Raw genomic sequence first — 18,324 nt, forward strand, 5'->3', positions numbered from 1 at the left:
TCCAACTTTCGGGGTTCACATCACATGTCCGGGGGCTTTTGCTTTAATGAAGGAGTGGGTTAAAGTTCGCTAGGGGATTCCTTGGCCTTTTCCGCTGCGATCTTTCGGGCTTTTTCGATTAGGTCGGCTGGCGCACCAAGTGACTCTAGAATATCGATTGCCTCAGCACGGCCCTCGGCCAACCCTTCGGCACGGGCGTGCTTCTTTTCCACGTACATTTCGTATAGGCGGTCGCTCATGTTCATTGCCTCGCTTACCAGGAACTCTTCGGTAAATATACTCAATTTGGCCTTCTCCTGCAAGCGGGCGAACAGCGAACCTTCGGGCACGGGAACGGGATTTTCTTCGTTCAGGCCGTCGATCACCCGGAGCCACTGTGCCAGCATGCTGCTGTCGGAACTGTAGCCCCCCTTCAGGAACTTGGGGATTTCCACAAGGGTGATGGTCTGCTTCTTGAAAAATTCGTCGTTCTCCTGGTTCTTGAGCCGGATGCTGTGCCGGTAGTTCCTGGATTCGGGGAACCCGTCGAACATCTGGAGACTGATGAGGTTCAGGTTCCGCAGCCAGTAGCTTTCGCCGTGGGCCTTGCTTGCCACGGTATGCTTTGCGACATAGTACACGAGCCTGTCGCTGTAGGTGTCGTCTTCCTTGTGCTGTACTTCTAGCACGATGCGCTCGAGGTATTCGTTTTCGATGACCACGTCCGAGATGACCTTCTTGCTCAGGGCGCCTTCTACTGCCGTATTTACGAAGGTGAGTTTGTCAATGCAGTCGCCTCCGTCCAGCTTGAGTATGGCGTTGAGGAAGCTTGCCGTGAACTCCATGTTTTCGGGGGTGCCGAATAGGAGCTTGAATATGGTGTCGTTGTAGATGTAGGCGAATTTGTATCGCTTTCGGTATTTGGCGATGCAAGCGGCAGTGTCGCCTCCGGTCTTGTGGGTCTCGCTGATGTCGTGCAGCATTTCGGCATACTGTTCTTTGGTCATTTCGTATTTCTCTTGTTTCCGGGAACGCGCCCGCGATGGCAGATAGAGAGAAAATCCCCTATCTATATACAAGAACGGTCGAAACTGGCAAATGTTCCAAAATGAGCCAAATAAATTTTGTTTACGTGCATTTTTTACATTGCGGAAACAAAAAGATCCCCGACCAGGTCGGGGATGACAATAGAGCTACGCTGTGGCCAGTTCTTTCGCGGCTTGCCGTTTCAGCTTGACCACTTCCTGCTTTGGGAGCTTGGTAACACGGACAATTTTGTCAACAGAATCGCCTTCGGCAAGCATCGCGAGGGCTATTTCGTTTGCCTTGTCTTCGCCGCCCTGCAAGTAGGAACCCTGTTTTTCGTAGATAATGTTCGTCATCCCGTCAACCTCGTTCAGGAGAATTTCGTCGGTGTACCCCACTAAAGATACATCTTTCATAAAGTCCTTGTCAAGCAGTTTCTTCAGCTTTTCCTCAGGGATGTCCTTTTCTTCAAGAACATCGCGGAACAAACGCAGCATCTCGGCCCTATCGGTCGCTTCGCGCTTGCACGGTGAGGTGCGCCTGTCGATGGCGAAGAACTTCTCGATTTCGACCAGATAGATATCCAGCTTATTGTAGAAAATGCACCGGTTGCGCACGATTTGCGCATGGTGCAGGTAGGTGTCCGGTTCCTTCGGGAACTGGTTCTCGGTCAAAAGCGAGAGCACGTAGATGTGCGGCAACTTGTAGTTCTGCGACTTCTTGACAGTCCGCGAGTTATGCGTCCGGCGAGTCGATTTCCTTCTTGAGTTCAAGGACGGTAGACTGGGGAAGACCCGTATTGCGGGCCACCATTTCGATAGGAAGTCCGTCCAGAAGGAAGTTCTTTGCGACTTCCTTCTTCGCTTTCCGGGCCGCACCGTATTCCCAGTACGACTTGTCGATGTCTTTCATGATGTTGCTGAGCATATACCTTGCACTAAAATTACACAATTTTACCTCGTTTTGCAATACCCTGAACACGGGGTCACCAGCGAATTCGCTGAAATCAGCCTCGCGATTGAGGGTGTCGATGGCGCGGAGCCACTGGGCGATGCGACTGCGGTCGCCGGCGAATTGCTCAGCATGCTTCAGGAACTTGTTCACCTCGATGAGTGTCACGGTTTGCCGTTCGAAATACACGCGCTGTTCCTGATTGCGCAACTGTACCGTGTGGAGGTAGTTCGGCGAACCCTTGAAAGCGTCAAAGAACTGAAAACTTACTACGTGCAGGTTCTCTAGAGGGGTAAAGTCGCCCGGTTTCTCCATGCTGCCTGTAAGGCGCGCCACGTAGAGAACTAGGCGGTCGCTGTACAGCGAATCGTTGTTCTCGTGCTGGACGTCGATGGAAATGCGGTCGCGGGGCACGCCGTTACCGCGGTCGTTGGTCAAAAGCAAATCGGGCTCGATGCCGCGGTACCCAAGTTCGCCAGGGACATACGGGTTCATGAGTTGCGGATTTTCGATGCGGTCCGAACCCACGAGATTCAGCGCCGCGTTGATGAGGTCGGTAGTGAGCGTCAAGTTCTTCTCGCTGGCGAGAATCTTCTTAATGCATCCGTCGTTGTAGAAATAGACGTTGCGGTGTTCGTATTCCTTGACGATTGTATCGACATCCTGTCCGTTGTCGTTTGCGGCCTTGAGTTTCTTGAGAAAGATTGCGAATTCCTCTCTTGTCATTTTATTCCGTTAAATGCGGGAACGCCCCCGCGATGGCGGATAGAGACTCCCCTATCTATATACAAGAACGATTGAAACCGGAAAATGTTCCAAAATGAGCGAAAATTTTTTTCTTTACATGCGCAAGCCTTTTCTGGGAATAAAAAAACGGCATCCGTGAGGATGCCGCAAACTCGCAGAGAATCTAAGTATTAGAGTCTTGTCTTGAAAGTCCTGTTTCCGACCTTCACGATGTACACGCCCTTCGCGCCGGTGTACACTTTCTGGACATAGCCGAGACCACGCGTTTCGCGGACCTTGTGGCCGAGGCTGTTGAATACGGAGATTTCCAGGCCCTGTGCGCCAGAAACTTCGATGTAGTTGTCGGCGGTCCTGTAGACGGCGACTGCGGCGAGGCTTGCCGGATCGGCAGCGATTGCTGTGGTAGAGGAAGAACTCTGCGTCCACGGTCCCCAGTGATGGCCCGAAGACGAGGAGGATTCCGGATTGGCGGCGCTGCTGGAAGATGCCGGCGGTTCGACGCTAGAAGAAGACGGCGGGGGAGTTGCGCCTCCGGAAATCACGATTTCGCCTGCGTTCGGCACGGCGTCGAAGTACACATAGCCGCCGTCAATCTTGGATTCAAGCTTGGCGCCCGCCTGTGTCACCTCGGCCTTGGAGCCGTCGTACTTGACCTTCAGGCTAAGAGGGTAGTCGTACTTGGAAATGTTGTCGGCGATGCTGTGGGTGAGCTTGACGGTGATGTTTCCACCGCTGCTGCTAGCTTCGGCCTTCGATGCCTTGCGTTCCTTGAGATACATGGCGACATGGCCCATCGGGGCTACCCAGATGTCCTTATCGTTCTGCTGGGCCCACTTGAGGGCTCCATCGATGGCGTTGATATCCGTCGGCGAGTAGTTGGCGTTGCCATTTTGCTTGCCCTGGAAACCGTGGGTGAGGAATGCCGCCCAGCCGTTGCTTTGGATAACTTTCTGCATTCTGCCGGTAAAGTCGTTCGTGCTCTTGAGCTGGCCTTCGGCACCGGTCATGGTGGCGGGAACCTGAGCCCAGTTGGAGGGACCGTCCTTGCCCATTTCATCGGCCATGCCCTTCCAGCTGCCGTTGCAGATACGGCCAACGATGTAGTTCTGGAGAACGGCGCTTTCGTTAGGCACGTTGCAGTTCGGGTAGGCGACCGTGATGACGCCGTACTTTTGGTTGATTTTGCCTTCGATGGACTTTTTCGAAGAGGCTTCTTCGCCGCTCATGTTATTGCCGTGGCTATTGCTGTGGCTTGCAATTTCGTGCCCTTCGTCGGCCAGGCCCTGGAATCCGCTCCAGTTGGGGTTCCAGTTCACCACCACGTTGAAGGTAGCCTTGTAGCCATACTTCTTGAACATCGGACCAGCGTCGGTCACGTGGCTCGGAGCGCCATCATCGAAAGTAAACGAAGCGGCGCCCTTGCGGAAGCCCGACCAGGTTGCGATTTCGACACTCTGCGCGAACGCGGAACCCACCGCGAACAACCCAACCGCAGATGCGGCAAAGAGAACCTTTTTCATAAAATATACTCCATAATCATGTTTTATACCATTAAATTATCTTTTTGCCGGGTTGATTGCTTATGGGGCGGGGTGTTTCCGTTGTATAGGTTAGCAACGCGAAAATGGCGAATTTAGGCCGGAAAAAGCGTTTTTTGAGGGTGTTGTTAAAATTTTACAGGGGGTGCGGGGTGGTTCGCCTCGCGTTTTCTATCATTATGCACATGATTTTCGACGATATTGTGAACGACGCCTACGAGGAACGCGAATACCCGGCCCTTTTGGCCCTGGCGCGCGAATGGGAGGTCGCGCGCCCTTTTGACGGTCTGCGCGTGCTGGTGGCGACACCGGTTTTTAGGAATACGCTGCTACAGTACCGTGCGCTTATCGCGGGCGGCGCGGATCTTGTCGTGGGTGTGGCAGGCGGGATGCCCTGCGACCCGGGTATCGTGGAAGTCTTGCGCGGGAACGGGATTCCCGTAATCGGGTTGCAAGAGGCCCTCGAGATGGAGGCCCGTTGCGCGGAGTCGGGTGATTGCGCGTTCGACCTGATTCTGGATTGTGCGGGCCAGTTTTCGGCATGCCACCCGCGGTTCGGGTTTGTGGAACTCACGCGCAGTGGAGTGCAGTTTTACGAGAAGTGCGAACATCCGGTGTATGTGGCCGATAGCGGTGTGGTAAAACGCATCGAGACCTGCCTCGGGACGGGCGAGGGCTACGTGCGGGCGCTCGCGCAACTCGGGTACGATTTTTACGACGGCAAGAAGTTTGTCGTGTTCGGGAGCGGAAAGGTGGGGCAGGGAATTGTGCTGCAGTTGCTGCGCTCCGGTGCCAATGTCCATGTGGTCACTGACTGCTCGCGAGGTGCAAACCCGTTCCTGGATGCAAACGAAGTTTCGGTCACGGACTGCAACGACCTCGATGCGGTGGCGTCGCTCGTGCGCGGTGCCGACTTCGTGGTGACAGCGACCGGCGTGAAGGGCGCGCTTGACCGCCCGCAGGTCGTGGAAGCTTTGCTCGCCTCGGGCGCCGTGCTTGCCAACATGGGCGTTGAGGACGAATACGGGCCGGGCGTCCCGGCTAGTCGCGTGCTCGCCGAAAAGAAACCGCTGAATTTTATTCTGGAAGAGCCGACGCATCTCAAGTACATCGATGCGTCGCTCGCGCTGCATGCCGCCCTCGGGGAACAGCTCGTGCGCGAAGCCGCCGCAAATAAAAACGCGGGCCCCATGGACCCGCCAAGCGAATTGGAACAGCGCATCCTCTCCATGACCATGCAGGATGGCCTCATCGGCGCCGAAATCGCCGAGATGATGGGCTGGTAGATATTACTTCTCTTTTTCGAGTTTGATGAAGAACTTCTTTGTCTCGCGGGCGACGATGCCGCTAAGCAAAACCAGCGCCACGAGGTTCGGGAATGCCATGAGCCCGTTGAAGATGTCGGCGCTAGTCCACACGGCGCTCACCGTGAGGTAGGGCCCGATGAACACCGCGGCCACGTAAACCCAGCGGTAGGCGAGGATGGCGTTCTTCTTGCCGCGCCCGATGAGGTATTCCAGGCAGCGCTCGGAGTAGTATGCCCACCCGAGGATGGTGGTGAACGCGAAGAACACGAGTGCCACGGTAAGGATGTACGGGGCGATGGTCGAGCCGCCCGGGAAGTTCGTAAGCCCGCGGCAGAACGCTTCCATGGTGATGTTCACGCCCTGTAGCCCAAGTTCCGGAGTCCAAGCGCCGGTGACTACGATGGCAAGGCCCGTCATGGAGCAGATGACGATCGTGTCGATGAACGTGCCCGTCATGCTTACGAGACCCTGGCGCACCGGTTCCTTTGTCTTGGCCGCTGCGGCTGCAATCGGGGCCGAGCCGAGGCCCGCCTCGTTACTGAAGATGCCGCGGGCGATACCCTTTTGCATTGCGATGAAGATGGTGCCTACCACGCCGCCCGTGACGGCGCTCGGGTTGAATGCCGCCTGGATGATGGTCTCGATGGCGCCCGAAATCTTCGAGAAGTTGAAGCCCAGGATGAGCAGGCAGAAGAGAATGTAGAAGATGGCCATGAACGGCACGATGTAGAGGGAAACCTTCGCGATGCGCTTGAGCCCGCCGATGATGACGCAGGCGGTGAAGCCCGCACAGAGCAGGCCCGCGATGGCCGTGGAGTAAGAGACCGAGTTGCCGGCGAGGTTGATGAATTCGCCGGTGGGGATGACTGTCGCGACCGCCGAGGTAATGCCGTTCACCTGTGTGATGGTGCCGATGCCGAGCAGGCCCGCAAGCACGCCGAACACCGCGAACAGCACGGCGAGCCACTTGAAGTTGAGTCCGAAACGTTCCTTGATACCCGTCTCGATGTAGTAGAAGGGGCCGCCCAATACCTTGCCGTCGGTATCGACCTTGCGGTACTTGACCGCGAGCAGGCCTTCGGAGTATTTTGTGGCCATGCCGAAAAAGGCGGCAACTTCCATCCAGAAGAGAGCGCCCGGGCCGCCGGTACCGATGGCGGTCGCGACACCCACGATGTTACCCGTGCCGACGGTGGCCGCAAGAGCCGTGCAGAGCGCCGCGAAGCTCGAGACTTCGCCTTCGCCTTCCTTTTCGCTGTGGAGCATGTATCGCAGCGCGTTGCCGAGGTTTGTCACCTGCAAAACGCCGAGGCGGCTGGTGAGCAAAATTCCCACGAACAGGATTACGGCGATGAGCGGGATACCCCACACGTAACCGTCGATGGTATCGAGAATAGCGTTTAAAGTTTCCATCTGAAACTCCCTAATGTTGAATGGCTTGTACGCAAGTCGCGTGCCGTAACTCGTTGATGGGCAAAAAGATATAAAATTTCCCGCCTGTTGACATTCTATCCATGCTAACTGTCGTGCGTATACGCCTTTTCGGTTCATCAAAAGATATTTTATAGGTGTTGTTGGTGGGATACAACAAGGAGTATGAAGATGTTTGGTTATGGTTTCAGGCGTGTAGCCTGTTCTGTTCTTGCTGCAACCGCACTTTCGGCAGTGAGTTCCTTCGCCGTCACGAGCCAGTTCCGCGGTGTAAACTGGGCGGACAAGCGTGACAATTTCGTGTCTGACGTGCTTGTGCTTTCGGGCATGAGCCTTTCGGACAATTACCAGTCTGCATCGGTTGTTGCTGACCGCGTTATTGGGCAGTTCCAGGAACTGTTCGGTACCAACAGCGTGCGCATCCCGGTGAACGAGCCCACGGTTCTCAAGTTCTGGGATACCTACACGGGCGTTATCGACATGGGCCTTTCCAAGGGCCGTATCGTGATGGGTTACTGGGGCCCCGCACAGCCTTCGGGCCCGAAAAATATGAATGATTGGTGGAGCATGTGGGCAAAAATCGTCGAAAAATACGGCGACCACCCGAATGCCTATTTCGAGATTTTCAACGAACCGCATATGTACAGCAAAACGGAACTGCGCGACCTTTACGCCCAGTGGCTGAGCAAGTTCCCGAATGTGCCGCGCGACCATATTCTGCTCGACGGCTCGGGCCTTGCATGGAACGTGCCTGACATTGCCGACGACCCGCGTTTCGAGGGCTGCCTTTTCGCGGTGCACGAATACACGTTCTGGAACATGAGCATCACCACCGAGCAGGGCTGGAAAAACAGCTTCAAGGGCAAGGTGGGCAAGTACGCCGACCGCACCGTGTGTACAGAATGGGGCGGTGCCATGAGCCCTGGCGACAAGGCTGGCGTGCATTACGACTACATGGACTACAATTCCACCCCGACCAACTACTTCATGGCCTACATTCGCGGCATGTCCGACCAATTGCGCGAATGGGAGATGGGTAGCTTCTACTGGCCGGGGCTTCGCGACGGCGACTGGTACAGCATGACCAAGCGCACCGGCGAAGGCGCGAACATCAAGCTCGAAATCGTGAACCAGTCGGGCGTGGACCGTATGAAGATGGCTTGGGCTGATACGGTCGAGACGACTCCGCTCGTGCGCGAAGCGTATAACGGCGAACCTGCGGCGATTCCGGGTATAATCGAGGCGGAGAATTACGACAAGGGCGGCAACCGCTTCAGTTTCTATGACAAGGATGCAGCCAACAAGGGCGAAACCTACCGCGAAGACGCCGTGGATGTCGTTACCCTCGATGGCGCAACCTGTGGCGGCGAGGCCTGCAAGGGCTATGCCGTCGGGTACACGGAAGCGGGCGAGTGGCTCGAATACAGCGTGAAGGTCGCCACGAGTGGCAAGTATGCAATTCGCGCGAACGTGGCGACCGCGTCCGAGACCTCGAAAATCCAGCTGTTTGTCGATGGCGAGGCGATTGGCGATACGGTGACTTTCGAGAAGGTCGATACCACGTGGAATGTGTACAAGGAAGTCGATGTCGGTGTTGCGAACCTTACTGCGGGCGAACACATCCTGAAACTTGCCATTGCGGGTAGCTACGTGAACGTGGACTGGCTCAAGTTCTGCGAAGGCGAGGCCTGCGAGGCGACTACGGGAATCCGCGAAATTATGCCCGCCTCCGTTACCAAGGCTTCGGCCCCGCGCCTCCGCAAGCAGGGCGGCCAGCTGTTTGTCGAAAGGAACGGCATGCGCTTTGACTTGACCGGACACCGCATCAAGTAAGGGACGGGCTTGCTCCCGCTTTTCAATCGGATCGGCGTGATGTAATTTTTTCTATCTTTGTATTCGTATGAATACGAAGATTTATTACACGCTTACTGACGAGTCGCCGTTCCTGGCGACTCAATCCCTGCTCCCCATCGTTCGCGGTTTTGCAAAGGCCGCCGATATCGATGTGGAAACCAAGAACATCTCGCTGCCGGGCCGCATTCTGGCCGCTTTTGGCAAGGCGAGCGACGACCTAGACTTTTTGGGTAAGCTTACGCTTGAACCGGATGCAAACATCATCAAGCTCCCGAACATTTCGGCTTCTGTGCCGCAGCTCAAGGCCGCCATCGCGGAACTCCAGAATAACGGCTTTGACGTGCCCGACTATCCGGACGCTCCGGCTACTGAAGAAGAAAAGGCAATCCGCGCCAAGTACGACAAGGTGAAGGGTTCCGCCGTGAACCCGGTGCTTCGCCAGGGCAACTCCGACCGCCGCGCTCCCAAGGCAGTGAAGAACTTTGCCCGCAACAACCCGCATAGCAACGGCAACTGGAACACCTCCGTAAAGACCCACGTGGCAAGCATGCAGGCCGACGACTTTTACGGCAACGAAAAGTCCATCACCATGGCCGACGCCGACACGTTCAAGATTGAATTTGTCAATGAAGCAGGCGAAGTTACGGAACTCCGCGCCGCAAAGCCGCTCCTGAAGGGCGAAATCATCGACGCTACCGTAATGCGCATGGCGTCGCTCGAAAAGTTCATCGCCAATGCCATGGCCGAAGCGAAGGCGAAGGGCCTGCTGTTCTCGGTGCACCTGAAGGCTACCATGATGAAGGTCTCTGACCCGGTGCTGTTCGGTGCGTTCGTGCGCGTGTTCTTCAAGGACGTATTCACGAAGTACGCCGACCTGTTCAAGGAACTCGGCATCGATGCCAACAACGGTCTGGGTGATTTGTACAAGCGCCTCGAAGGCAACGCAAAGGAAGCAGAAGTCAAGGCCGCTATCGATGCAGCGCTCGCTGCGGGCCCGGATCTCGCCATGGTGGATTCTGCCAAGGGCGTTACAAATCTGCATGTGCCGAGCGACGTGATTATCGACGCCTCGATGCCTGCGATGATCCGCAATTCCGGCTGCATGTGGAACAAGGAAGGCAAGTTGCAAGAAGTTGTCGCTTGCATTCCGGACCGCTGCTACGCAGGCATTTACGATGAAACGATTGAATTCTGCAAGCAGAACGGCGCCTTCGACCCGAAGACGATGGGCACTGTGCCGAACGTGGGCCTCATGGCTCAGGGCGCCGAAGAATACGGTAGCCACGACAAGACCTTTGTCGCAAAGGGCAAGGGCGTCATTCGCGCCGTGAATAGCAAGGGCGAAGTGCTTTTGCAGCAGAATGTAGAAGCGGGTGACATTTTCCGCATGTGCCAAGCCAAGGACGCTCCGGTGCGCGACTGGGTGAAGCTCGCCGTCACGCGCGCCCGCCTCAGCAACACGCCTGCGATTTTCTGGCTTGACCCGGAACGCGCTCATGACCGCGAAATCCAGAAGAAGGTGGAAGCCTACTTGCCGGAACACGACTTGAACGGCCTCGACATCAAGATTATGAGCCCGCGCAAGGCGATTGTGGAAACCATGAAGCGCGCGAAGGCCGGCCTCGATACCATCGGCGTCACTGGCAACGTGATGCGCGACTACCTCACCGACCTCTTCCCGATTCTTGAAGTCGGAACGTCTGCAAAGATGCTCAGCATCGTGCCCTTGATGGCGGGCGGCGGCCTCTACGAAACGGGTGCAGGTGGATCTGCCCCCAAGCAGGTGCAGCAGTTCCTCGCCGAAAACTACCTCCGCTGGGATTCCCTCGGTGAATACTTCGCACTGGTGCCCGCCTTCGAGCAAGTCGCGCTGAAGGACGGCAACAAGAAGGCGAAAGTCCTCGCCGACACGCTCGACGAAGCGAACGGCAAGATTCTCGAATTCAACCGCACGCCGGCCCGCAAGATTGGCGAACTCGACAACCGCGGCTCACACTTCTACCTGGCCCTCTACTGGTCGCAGGCTCTCGCCGCCCAGAAGGACGACGCGGAACTTGCCAAGAAGTTCGCCCCGGTTGCGAAGGCCCTCGCTGAAAACGAGCAGAAGATTGTCGCCGCATTTGCCGCCGAACAGGGCAAGCCTGCCGATATCGGTGGTTACTACCTGCCGAAGGCCGAACTTCTCAAGAAGTGGATGCGCCCTGTCACAGAATTTAACGAAGTCATTGACGGCCTGTAGTCCACGGACGCAAAAAAATATATGTTTAGCCTTAGAACCGGAGGCTGGATATGAAAGCTCTGTTGAAAAATTCGCTGTCGGCTGCGGCCACTGCCGCTGCAGTTCTGTTCTTTGTCTCTTGCACGTCTGACTTGCCTCCGCAGGTCATTACGGCGAACGGGGACTCCTATTCCGAAAAGGAGTTCGAGTCGCTCAAGGATGCCGGGCTTGTCGACGAGATGGGGAATGTCATCGATACGACGCTCACCAGGAAAGTATCCAGTTCTTCGACTGCAACAGAGGCGAAATCTTCAGGATCCAAAGATTTCAGCTCCTCGGCTGCGGCAAGTTCCGCATCTGAAAACGTGAGCTCCTCATCCGGGGATGTGAGCTCGGATTCCGAACCCGTAGAATCCAGTTCGTCCGAAGAAGAGGAGGATGACGAAGAATCCTCTTCCTCGGTTGCCGAGGAAAGTTCCAGTTCGTATGAGGCCGTTTTTGGTTCCGGCGTGGTCGGTGAATCGATAATCGCGAAAGACGGGGTCATCAGCATCGGGACCGATGCCATGGTCGAGGTCGACGATGAAAACAAGGATGCGCTGGATGCTGCGAGGGCAGCCCTTGACGAAGGGGAGGACTTGCCGGATGGTTTCGGCAACCTGGGTGTCGAAACGACCTTCGAGGATTTCAATTACGAAGCTTTCATCGAAAATGCCTTTTTCTGCTTGACCGAGGACGATTCCTGGCTCGAAATTTCGAGGTCGGAACTGGCCAAAAATATCCCGCATTTCAAAAATGGGGCGGATTTGGGCCCGCTGGAGGGCTTCGCCGTCCGGTTTGCGGATGCCTGCAAGGCAGTTGTTTCGCTAGGGGAATAGTGGACGGGTGGGGCCGGTCGGCCTGTTTCCCCCGAAAAAAGATGATTTGACGCTCCATTTTTTGTTCCGGGGCGTTTTTTCTATGTATATTAAAATAGTAGTCTATTCGGCTGTTTTTTGTAAGTTGGAATGGAAATGAATACGATGGTATTGAACATCTTTGTGGCCGTATCCTTGGTTCTCTTGTGTATGAACATCTGGACGACCAACAGGCTGTTGCGTCGCGATGCCACGGCGAGGTGGCTGGGGGCTAGCGGAGTTTTTGCCACCGTTTGTGTTGTCACCTACTTTGTGACAGTCTTTACGGATTCGGTTTCGGTCTTCGCCTGGATGACGACCGTGCATCTGATTGCCGTTGCCATTGGTTTGTTCTGCGCATGGGTGTTCTCGTACCGCTATGTGAGGCTTGAATCTTTCCGTATTATAAAGATTATTTCCAGAATCCTTGTTGCGCTGGTTGCGGTAGACATCATCGTTCTGTTGATAAATCCCTTCAAGAATATTGTCTTGGAGTTTGCGCTCCGCACTCCGGAATCCCTTTTTTCCAAGTTTATCTATGCGGCGCAATATCCGCTGTACTACATGCACATGGCGATCGCCTACCTGCTTATCGTCGGTGTCCTGCTTCTCCTTGGACATGGGCTTGCCATGGTCCCGAAGGAGTTCGGGAGGCAGTTCCTGTACACGATGATTGCGCTGGCTTTTGTCCTCGTGTTTAATATTGTATCGGTCTTTGTCCAGGACAACAAGAACTTCTTGAATTATTCCATAGGCCTTTATTCCATCCTTCCGGTTATCATGTATGTGTTCGCGTATAAGTTCTCGGACTATATCAAGATTGACTACTTCAAGGATAGCGTGTTCGAGAATGTATCGCAATCCATTGTCCTGTTCGATTTCCGCGGCGAGATGGTGATGTGCAATTCCAAGGCCGTCCGGCTATTTTCGATGATTGACTTCTCGAAGAAGCCGTTGCGCAAGGAGTTCGAAAAGATCTGCAACATAGTGATTGTGGGCGAAAAGGATATCGATACGGCGTCACTGCAGTGTTTTGTGCGTCAGTCTTCGGGACGGATTCCGCTGCGTTGCGATTTCCGCAGGCTCAAGAACGAACACGGCGCACTTGTCGGCTACCTGTATGTGTTTGCGGATATCGGCCTCGAAACGGATCCCGTGACGGGCTATCAGGAATGGGATGGATTCAAAAACTTTGTCTTGGAAAATTCAGAGACGTTTGCCCTGCCCCTGACTGTCATCGTTTCCGACATCAATAACCTTTCGGTGGTCAACAGTGTCGGTGGCCGCACCCGTGGTGACCAGATGCTCAAGGCTTTCGCCCATCTCCTGCGAAAAGAATTTGTCGAAAATTCTTACTTTGTCCGTGGCGAGGGGGCGAATCTTGTTGTTCTTGCCTATAACCGTTCGAAGGAAACGGTCGCCAAGGCCATGGAATCCGTGAGTGCCGCATTCGGGGGGCAATTCCTCTATGCGACGGAACAGGTCCTGGATTTTCAGACAGGAATCCTGCAGGCTATCGAGACGGCGTCCAAAGTCCTGAGGCAAAAGAAGCTTCTGGATACGGATTCCAAGCATTCCGAGATCCTGGAAACGCTCAAGCAGGCTTTGCTCAAGAACGACAGCCGTTTCGAAGAGCATGTCGCGAAGATGCAAAAATTCTGCGATGCGCTGGCGCCTCGTCTCGACCTGACCGAAAGGCAGCTGAGTGACTTGAAGCTACTTTGCACCTTGCACGATGTGGGCAAGGTGGCCATCCCTGTCGAAATCCTGCAGAAACCCGCGAAGCTGACTCGCGAGGAATATCGCCTGGTGCAGTCGCATGTGGAAAAGGGCTACCAGATTGCCAAGAGTTCCAAGGAATTTGTCGGCATTGCCGACTATGTGCGGCACCATCATGAACGCTGGGACGGAACCGGCTATCCTGACGGCATCAGCCGCGAAAGCATTCCGCTCCTTTCAAGGATTATCGCGGTTCTCGATTCCTATGATGCTATGACGAGTCCGCGCCCCTACCGTGCCGTGATGCCGAAGGAATACGCGCTCAACGAGCTGCGCTCCTGTGCGGGAACCCAGTTCGATCCGACAGTTGTTGCCGAGTTCCTGCAGGTGCTTTCGGAAGAAACCGAGGATGCCGGGACTGAAAAGAAAGCGGCCGAGTCTTCGCAGGTGCCGTCGGCTTCCAATGTCCATGTGCCTTCCGCAGAGGCGCTCGCTTCGATGAAGGATGTCGTGCAGAAGATGGACAAGCGGGCCCCCTGCATTCACCGCGTGCAGTTCTGCCGTTGCATTGTCGATGCTGGCAACAAGATTGTGTCGGTAGACGAAAACTTCGAGGGCATGACTGGGTATTCTCGCGAGGATATCCGTCAGATGAATTTGAGCCTGGAATCCCTGATTCCGCCGGAAGATTTGACGGAATACCTTTGTGCGACTGCCGATCTTGCCGCGAAGGAACAGGTCGCCTATTTCGAACACCGCCTGCGCTGTAGAAACGGTTCTGTCCTGTTCGTGTTCGGTGCGTACAAGGTGTTTTACGATTCCGCTTCGCGAGAGAACCGTTGCGAGGTGATTATAGCCGATAGCTCCAGCACGACTGCCATGACGATGATGGCCCGTGACGAACAGGTGAAGGCGGCTCGACAGTTGCGCCAGTGGGAAGATACCTATCGCAAGGATTCCCTGACGGGGCTGTTGAACCGGTCGGCCTTCCAGAGCGATGTGGAAGAAAAGTTGCTCGACAGCGAGACCAAGGTGATGCTCCTGATGATAGATGTCGATAATTTCAAGAAGTACAACGACACCTATGGCCACCGCGCGGGAGACGAATACCTTGTCTTTGTGGCAAATACGGTCCGCGGTTCCTTGCGCGATAGCGACCTGGCTTGCCGTATGGGCGGTGACGAGTTTGCCGCAGCGCTCTTCTTCAAGAAGGAGAACGATACGGAATTCATGCATTCGCGCGCTCGCCAGATTTTTGACCGGATATCGAATAAGTTGGCGGCGGCAGAACACCCGACCGGGCTTTCGATGGGCGCGGTTGTTACTGAGCACGAAAATATGACGTTCAAGCAGGTCTACGAGGCTTCCGACAAGGCCCTGTACAAGTCGAAGAAGGATGGCCGCGGCAGGCTGTCTGTCGAATCCGCGACCCTGTCGTAAGTCAAAATTCATAGTCCAAGTTGGAATGTAGGCGCGTCTAATTTTGCGCCTTTTTCGCGGGTTGCTTGTGATATACGGCAAAAAACGCTTTTTGGGGCGGCATGGACGATGAAAAAAAACGAATTTTTTATTTATTTTAGCACGAAAAAAGGTGGCAATATGAAGAATATACGTACGAAGTTTGCCCTAGTCGCTGCGCTCGCCTTGGTGGTGGGCGCGGGACAGTCGTTTGCCGCATGGGACGGCAAGTCCATGGAAAAACCGGAAATCCAGAAGATTGACGGCAAGGTTTTTTACCTTATCGGTAACGAGGCGAACCTTGCATGGTTTGCTGATTCCGTTAACAAAAATAAGGGGACTATTGCATTGAACGCGAAATTGGTCCAGTCGCTTGACCTGGCCGAAAAACTCTTTATGCCGATTGCCGCAGGGAAGGGCGATACGCAATTTGGCGGCGTGTTCGATGGTGACGGATTCACGATATCCAATCTTTATATTGATGCGGCGAAAATAGGCGAAATCCCTAATCCGAACTGCGATACCTCGAAATCGTACTGTAACTCTCAAAATCCTGGGTTTATTGCCGTGCTAGGCGGAGGTGGCGTTGTCAAAAATTTGAATCTGGAAAACGTGTATATTACGGCATCGACCAATGCAGGCGAAATATTGGATGTCGCAAACCCGATTTCGGTGGGAGGAATAGTAGGCTGGCAGACGGGTGGTTCCATCGAGGGATGCTTTGTTTCGGGCAAGATCTTTACAAGTGGAGCTGGCAATGCCGTTGGTGGTGTTGTAGGAACAGCGCGAGGAGGCTCGATTAGAAATACTTTGAGTACGGTTTCTGTGTATGCTAGCGGGAATTCGACATATGTGGGAGGCATAGTAGGGTTTGTCAGAGGGGCGACAAGTATCGAATACAGTGCGTACGATGGAGCCGCGCTCATAAATAACGGTGACGGAAAGCGGGGAGGCATCCTGGGCAATTTTGAAATTGGAACGGCTAAGGTCGAGATTGCCTATTTCGATGGAGATGTTGTCTCGGAGGGTATTGGTGCCAAGACGGATTCGCTCGAGGTGGATGGCACGACGGTGAGTGAAGAAGAACTGAATGTCGGCAAGGTTACGTGCGCGTTGAACGGTGGCGAACTTAAGGATGGTGCCTGCGATAAGGATGGCGTGTGGTCGGTTGGCGAAACCCACATTGTCGTGAACGGCGTGTCGCGTAACGAGAGCGGTGCGCTCATGTTCGAAGTCAAGTTCGATGCTAATGGCGGCGTGTTCCGCGATGGCGACAAGACAAGCAAGCTTTTGAAGGTCGGCGACAAGATTACGGCCACAGAAATTATCCCGCCGACCCGCGGCGATACCGTATTTGCGGGCTGGGCTCTTGCCAAGGATGCTGAAACTCCGGACGAGGACCTTGGCGCTGCCGACAGGGCGAAAACGGTTTATGCCGTGTGGAAGAAAATGTTTACCGTCAAGTTCGATGCGAACGGAGGGACCTTCCCGGATGAATCTACGGAAAAGTCGAAGGTTGTCGCGGATGGCGCTGCCATAGACGTGAGTGGTTTCGATGTCCCACAGACCTACACCTCCGAAGAAGAAGTCAAGTACTACTTCTCGGGCTGGGCTCTCGAAGCCGATGCCGAGGCTGCCCTCGAAACGCTTGGCTCTGCAACCGATAACGTGACGCTTTATGCGGTATGGACGGAAGCTCCGACATTCACGGTCACCTACGATACGCGCGGATTCGGCGTGACTGTCGATTACGTGCAGGAAGGTGAAACGACGACTCTGCCCGAGACTCCGAAGGCGGATGGCTACAAGTTTGTCGGCTGGTTTACCGATTCCACATTTGCGGAAGGTTCCGAATTCGACTCCGAAACGCCGATTGCAGAAAATGTTGTCGCATATGCCAAGTGGGACATCGTTGAATATGAAATTGTCTATATCATGGGCAAGGGCGCGAACAACGAGGCGAACCCGGTTTCTTATACGGTCGAAACGCCGACCATCAAGTTGCAGCCGCCCACCAAGAAGGGCTACCACTTTGACGGCTGGTACTACGATGCGGATTTTGTGAATACGGCGACGCAGATTACCGAAGGCTCCACGGGAAAGGTGAAGTTGTATGCAAAGTGGGAAATCAAGACGTTTACGGTCACCTACATGGCTGGCGAATTTGCCCTGGAAATCGTGGAGCCCGATGTCAAGGCCTACGGCGATACGATCAAGCTCAAGGAAGCCTCGTTTACCCGCTACGGCTACCTGCAGGACGGCTGGTCCACGAAGGATGGCGGCAAGAAGAAATACGACCTTGGTGCCGAATATGCCGCCGATGCGGATGTCGCCCTTTTCCCGCACTGGGTAAAGGACCCGACTGCTATTCCTGTCGTAGCGAAGGCGGCCGCACGCTTCGGTGTCGTGGCGAACGGAAGGACTCTTGAACTTTCCGGCGTGCGCTCCGGTACGCCTGTCGCCGTGTTCGATATGCGCGGGCATGTCGTGGCGAAGGCTACGGCAAGTGCGGGCTCGTTCAGCATGGGGACGTTTGTGCCGGGAATGTACCTGGTTCGCGTGGGTAGCGAAAGCCGTCGCGTGCTAGTGCGCTAGCTTGAATTTGAAATACCCTGCAATCTGTAGCGGATGGTTGAATGTGCCATCCGCCATTTTCTTTTGCAGATCCTCGTCGGAGAGTTCGAGAGACTCGATGTCCTCGGTGCTGTCGAAATGCGTGCTGCCGCTCTTGACGACGCCGTCAATGAATACCACGTGAAATACGCCGCGGTGCCTGTCCGGATTCACCGGGAACTTGCCGAGGTAGCGGATTGCCTTGCCTTCGTCATCCTCGCTATACGATACTTGGCAACTTGTTGCCATAGTAGAGTTATCCTCTTTGGGGAGCAGGCGAGGATCTATGCAGTACCCGCATTCTTCCTGCAGTTCGCGGAGCGCGGCCTGTTCCGGCGTTTCGCCCTTGTCGATGATGCCCGCGGGGAATTCGAGCGCGATTTTTCCGGTGCCGTGGCGGTACTGTTCTGTCATGACCCACTTGCCTTCTGCGGTACGCGCGAGAATCAGCACCCAGTCGGGTTGCCATAGCGTGTAGAAGTCGTCGATGACCTTGCCGTTCGGGAGTTCGCAGGTTTCCTTCGCGACCTTGAGCCAGGGGGCGTCTACCAGGTATTCCGTCTTGAGCAGTTTCCAGGGGTTCATCG

At 55.0% G+C, this 18,324-nt stretch carries 12 protein-coding genes; 6 read left to right on the forward strand and 6 right to left on the reverse strand.

The annotated features are described in order from the left end of the window. Window positions 1-59: 59 nt before the first annotated feature. From B2310_RS00480 to B2310_RS00495, 4 genes are all read right to left on the reverse strand, one after another. Window positions 60-986, reverse strand: a complete 927-nt coding sequence (locus B2310_RS00480; protein WP_290727884.1) for an Rpn family recombination-promoting nuclease/putative transposase — start codon at window positions 984-986, stop codon at window positions 60-62. A gap of 186 nt (window positions 987-1,172) precedes the next feature. Continuing rightward, entirely contained in the window at window positions 1,173-1,778 is a 606-nt protein-coding gene (locus B2310_RS00485; protein WP_290727885.1) for a hypothetical protein, read from the reverse strand. Continuing rightward, entirely contained in the window at window positions 1,741-2,682 is a 942-nt protein-coding gene (locus B2310_RS00490; RefSeq protein WP_290727887.1) for a PD-(D/E)XK nuclease family transposase, read from the reverse strand. The genes B2310_RS00485 and B2310_RS00490 overlap by 38 nt, the downstream gene beginning before the upstream one ends. A gap of 191 nt (window positions 2,683-2,873) precedes the next feature. Then, a complete protein-coding gene (locus B2310_RS00495; protein WP_290727889.1) occupies window positions 2,874-4,223 on the reverse strand; it encodes a polysaccharide deacetylase family protein in 1,350 nt (449 codons plus the stop codon). 203 nt (window positions 4,224-4,426) lie between these two features. Between B2310_RS00495 and B2310_RS00500 the strand changes: the two genes are divergently transcribed. Next, the gene (locus B2310_RS00500) at window positions 4,427-5,527 is read left to right on the forward strand and encodes an NAD(P)-dependent oxidoreductase (RefSeq protein ID WP_290727891.1); all 1,101 of its coding nucleotides are present in this window, start codon (window positions 4,427-4,429) and stop codon (window positions 5,525-5,527) included. Window positions 5,528-5,530: 3 nt separating this feature from the next. Here the strand turns inward: B2310_RS00500 and B2310_RS00505 are convergent, their stop codons facing one another. Further along, a complete protein-coding gene (locus tag B2310_RS00505; protein ID WP_290727893.1) occupies window positions 5,531-6,961 on the reverse strand; it encodes an alanine/glycine:cation symporter family protein in 1,431 nt (476 codons plus the stop codon). Window positions 6,962-7,144: 183 nt separating this feature from the next. Here B2310_RS00505 and B2310_RS00510 point away from each other — a divergent pair, with 183 nt between their 5' ends. The 5 genes from B2310_RS00510 to B2310_RS00530 all read left to right on the forward strand — a co-directional run bounded on the left by B2310_RS00510 (window position 7,145) and on the right by B2310_RS00530 (window position 17,719). After that, window positions 7,145-8,812 (forward strand): cellulase family glycosylhydrolase, encoded by a 1,668-nt coding sequence (locus tag B2310_RS00510; RefSeq protein WP_290727895.1) that lies wholly within the window; start codon window positions 7,145-7,147, stop codon window positions 8,810-8,812. Between the two features lie 67 nt (window positions 8,813-8,879). After that, window positions 8,880-11,072: an NADP-dependent isocitrate dehydrogenase gene (locus tag B2310_RS00515; protein WP_290727897.1), complete on the forward strand. Its 2,193-nt coding sequence runs from the start codon at window positions 8,880-8,882 to the stop codon at window positions 11,070-11,072. Window positions 11,073-11,122: 50 nt separating this feature from the next. After that, on the forward strand, window positions 11,123-11,929 hold the full coding sequence (locus B2310_RS00520; RefSeq protein WP_290727899.1) for a hypothetical protein: 807 nt from the start codon (window positions 11,123-11,125) through the stop codon (window positions 11,927-11,929). 135 nt (window positions 11,930-12,064) lie between these two features. After that, complete coding sequence (locus B2310_RS00525) at window positions 12,065-15,106, forward strand: diguanylate cyclase domain-containing protein (RefSeq protein WP_290727901.1); 3,042 nt, start codon at window positions 12,065-12,067, stop codon at window positions 15,104-15,106. Window positions 15,107-15,265: 159 nt separating this feature from the next. Continuing rightward, window positions 15,266-17,719 carry an InlB B-repeat-containing protein gene (locus B2310_RS00530; RefSeq protein WP_290727903.1) on the forward strand — a complete coding sequence of 818 codons (2,454 nt, stop codon included), beginning with the start codon at window positions 15,266-15,268 and terminating at the stop codon, window positions 17,717-17,719. On the opposite strand, the gene B2310_RS00535 is transcribed toward B2310_RS00530, so the two are convergent. Then, window positions 17,708-18,322 (reverse strand): NUDIX hydrolase, encoded by a 615-nt coding sequence (locus B2310_RS00535; protein WP_173381245.1) that lies wholly within the window; start codon window positions 18,320-18,322, stop codon window positions 17,708-17,710. The genes B2310_RS00530 and B2310_RS00535 overlap by 12 nt on opposite strands. Window positions 18,323-18,324 lie beyond the last annotated feature (2 nt).

It is taken from the genome of Fibrobacter sp. UBA3629 (assembly GCF_002374005.1).
Classification (GTDB): domain Bacteria; phylum Fibrobacterota; class Fibrobacteria; order Fibrobacterales; family Fibrobacteraceae; genus Fibrobacter.

Excerpts from the sequence above, each read along its gene's own strand:
- B2310_RS00480 (WP_290727884.1), bottom strand. The coding sequence starts at position 986 with ATGACCAAAGAACAGTATGCCGAAATGCTGCACGACATCAGCGAGACC.
- B2310_RS00490 (WP_290727887.1), bottom strand. The coding sequence starts at position 2,682 with ATGACAAGAGAGGAATTCGCAATCTTTCTCAAGAAACTCAAGGCCGCA.
- B2310_RS00495 (WP_290727889.1), bottom strand. The coding sequence starts at position 4,223 with ATGAAAAAGGTTCTCTTTGCCGCATCTGCGGTTGGGTTGTTCGCGGTG.
- B2310_RS00500 (WP_290727891.1), top strand. The coding sequence starts at position 4,427 with ATGATTTTCGACGATATTGTGAACGACGCCTACGAGGAACGCGAATAC.
- B2310_RS00505 (WP_290727893.1), bottom strand. The coding sequence starts at position 6,961 with ATGGAAACTTTAAACGCTATTCTCGATACCATCGACGGTTACGTGTGG.
- B2310_RS00510 (WP_290727895.1), top strand. The coding sequence starts at position 7,145 with ATGAAGATGTTTGGTTATGGTTTCAGGCGTGTAGCCTGTTCTGTTCTT.
- B2310_RS00515 (WP_290727897.1), top strand. The coding sequence starts at position 8,880 with ATGAATACGAAGATTTATTACACGCTTACTGACGAGTCGCCGTTCCTG.
- B2310_RS00520 (WP_290727899.1), top strand. The coding sequence starts at position 11,123 with ATGAAAGCTCTGTTGAAAAATTCGCTGTCGGCTGCGGCCACTGCCGCT.
- B2310_RS00525 (WP_290727901.1), top strand. The coding sequence starts at position 12,065 with ATGAATACGATGGTATTGAACATCTTTGTGGCCGTATCCTTGGTTCTC.
- B2310_RS00530 (WP_290727903.1), top strand. The coding sequence starts at position 15,266 with ATGAAGAATATACGTACGAAGTTTGCCCTAGTCGCTGCGCTCGCCTTG.
- B2310_RS00535 (WP_173381245.1), bottom strand. The coding sequence starts at position 18,322 with ATGAACCCCTGGAAACTGCTCAAGACGGAATACCTGGTAGACGCCCCC.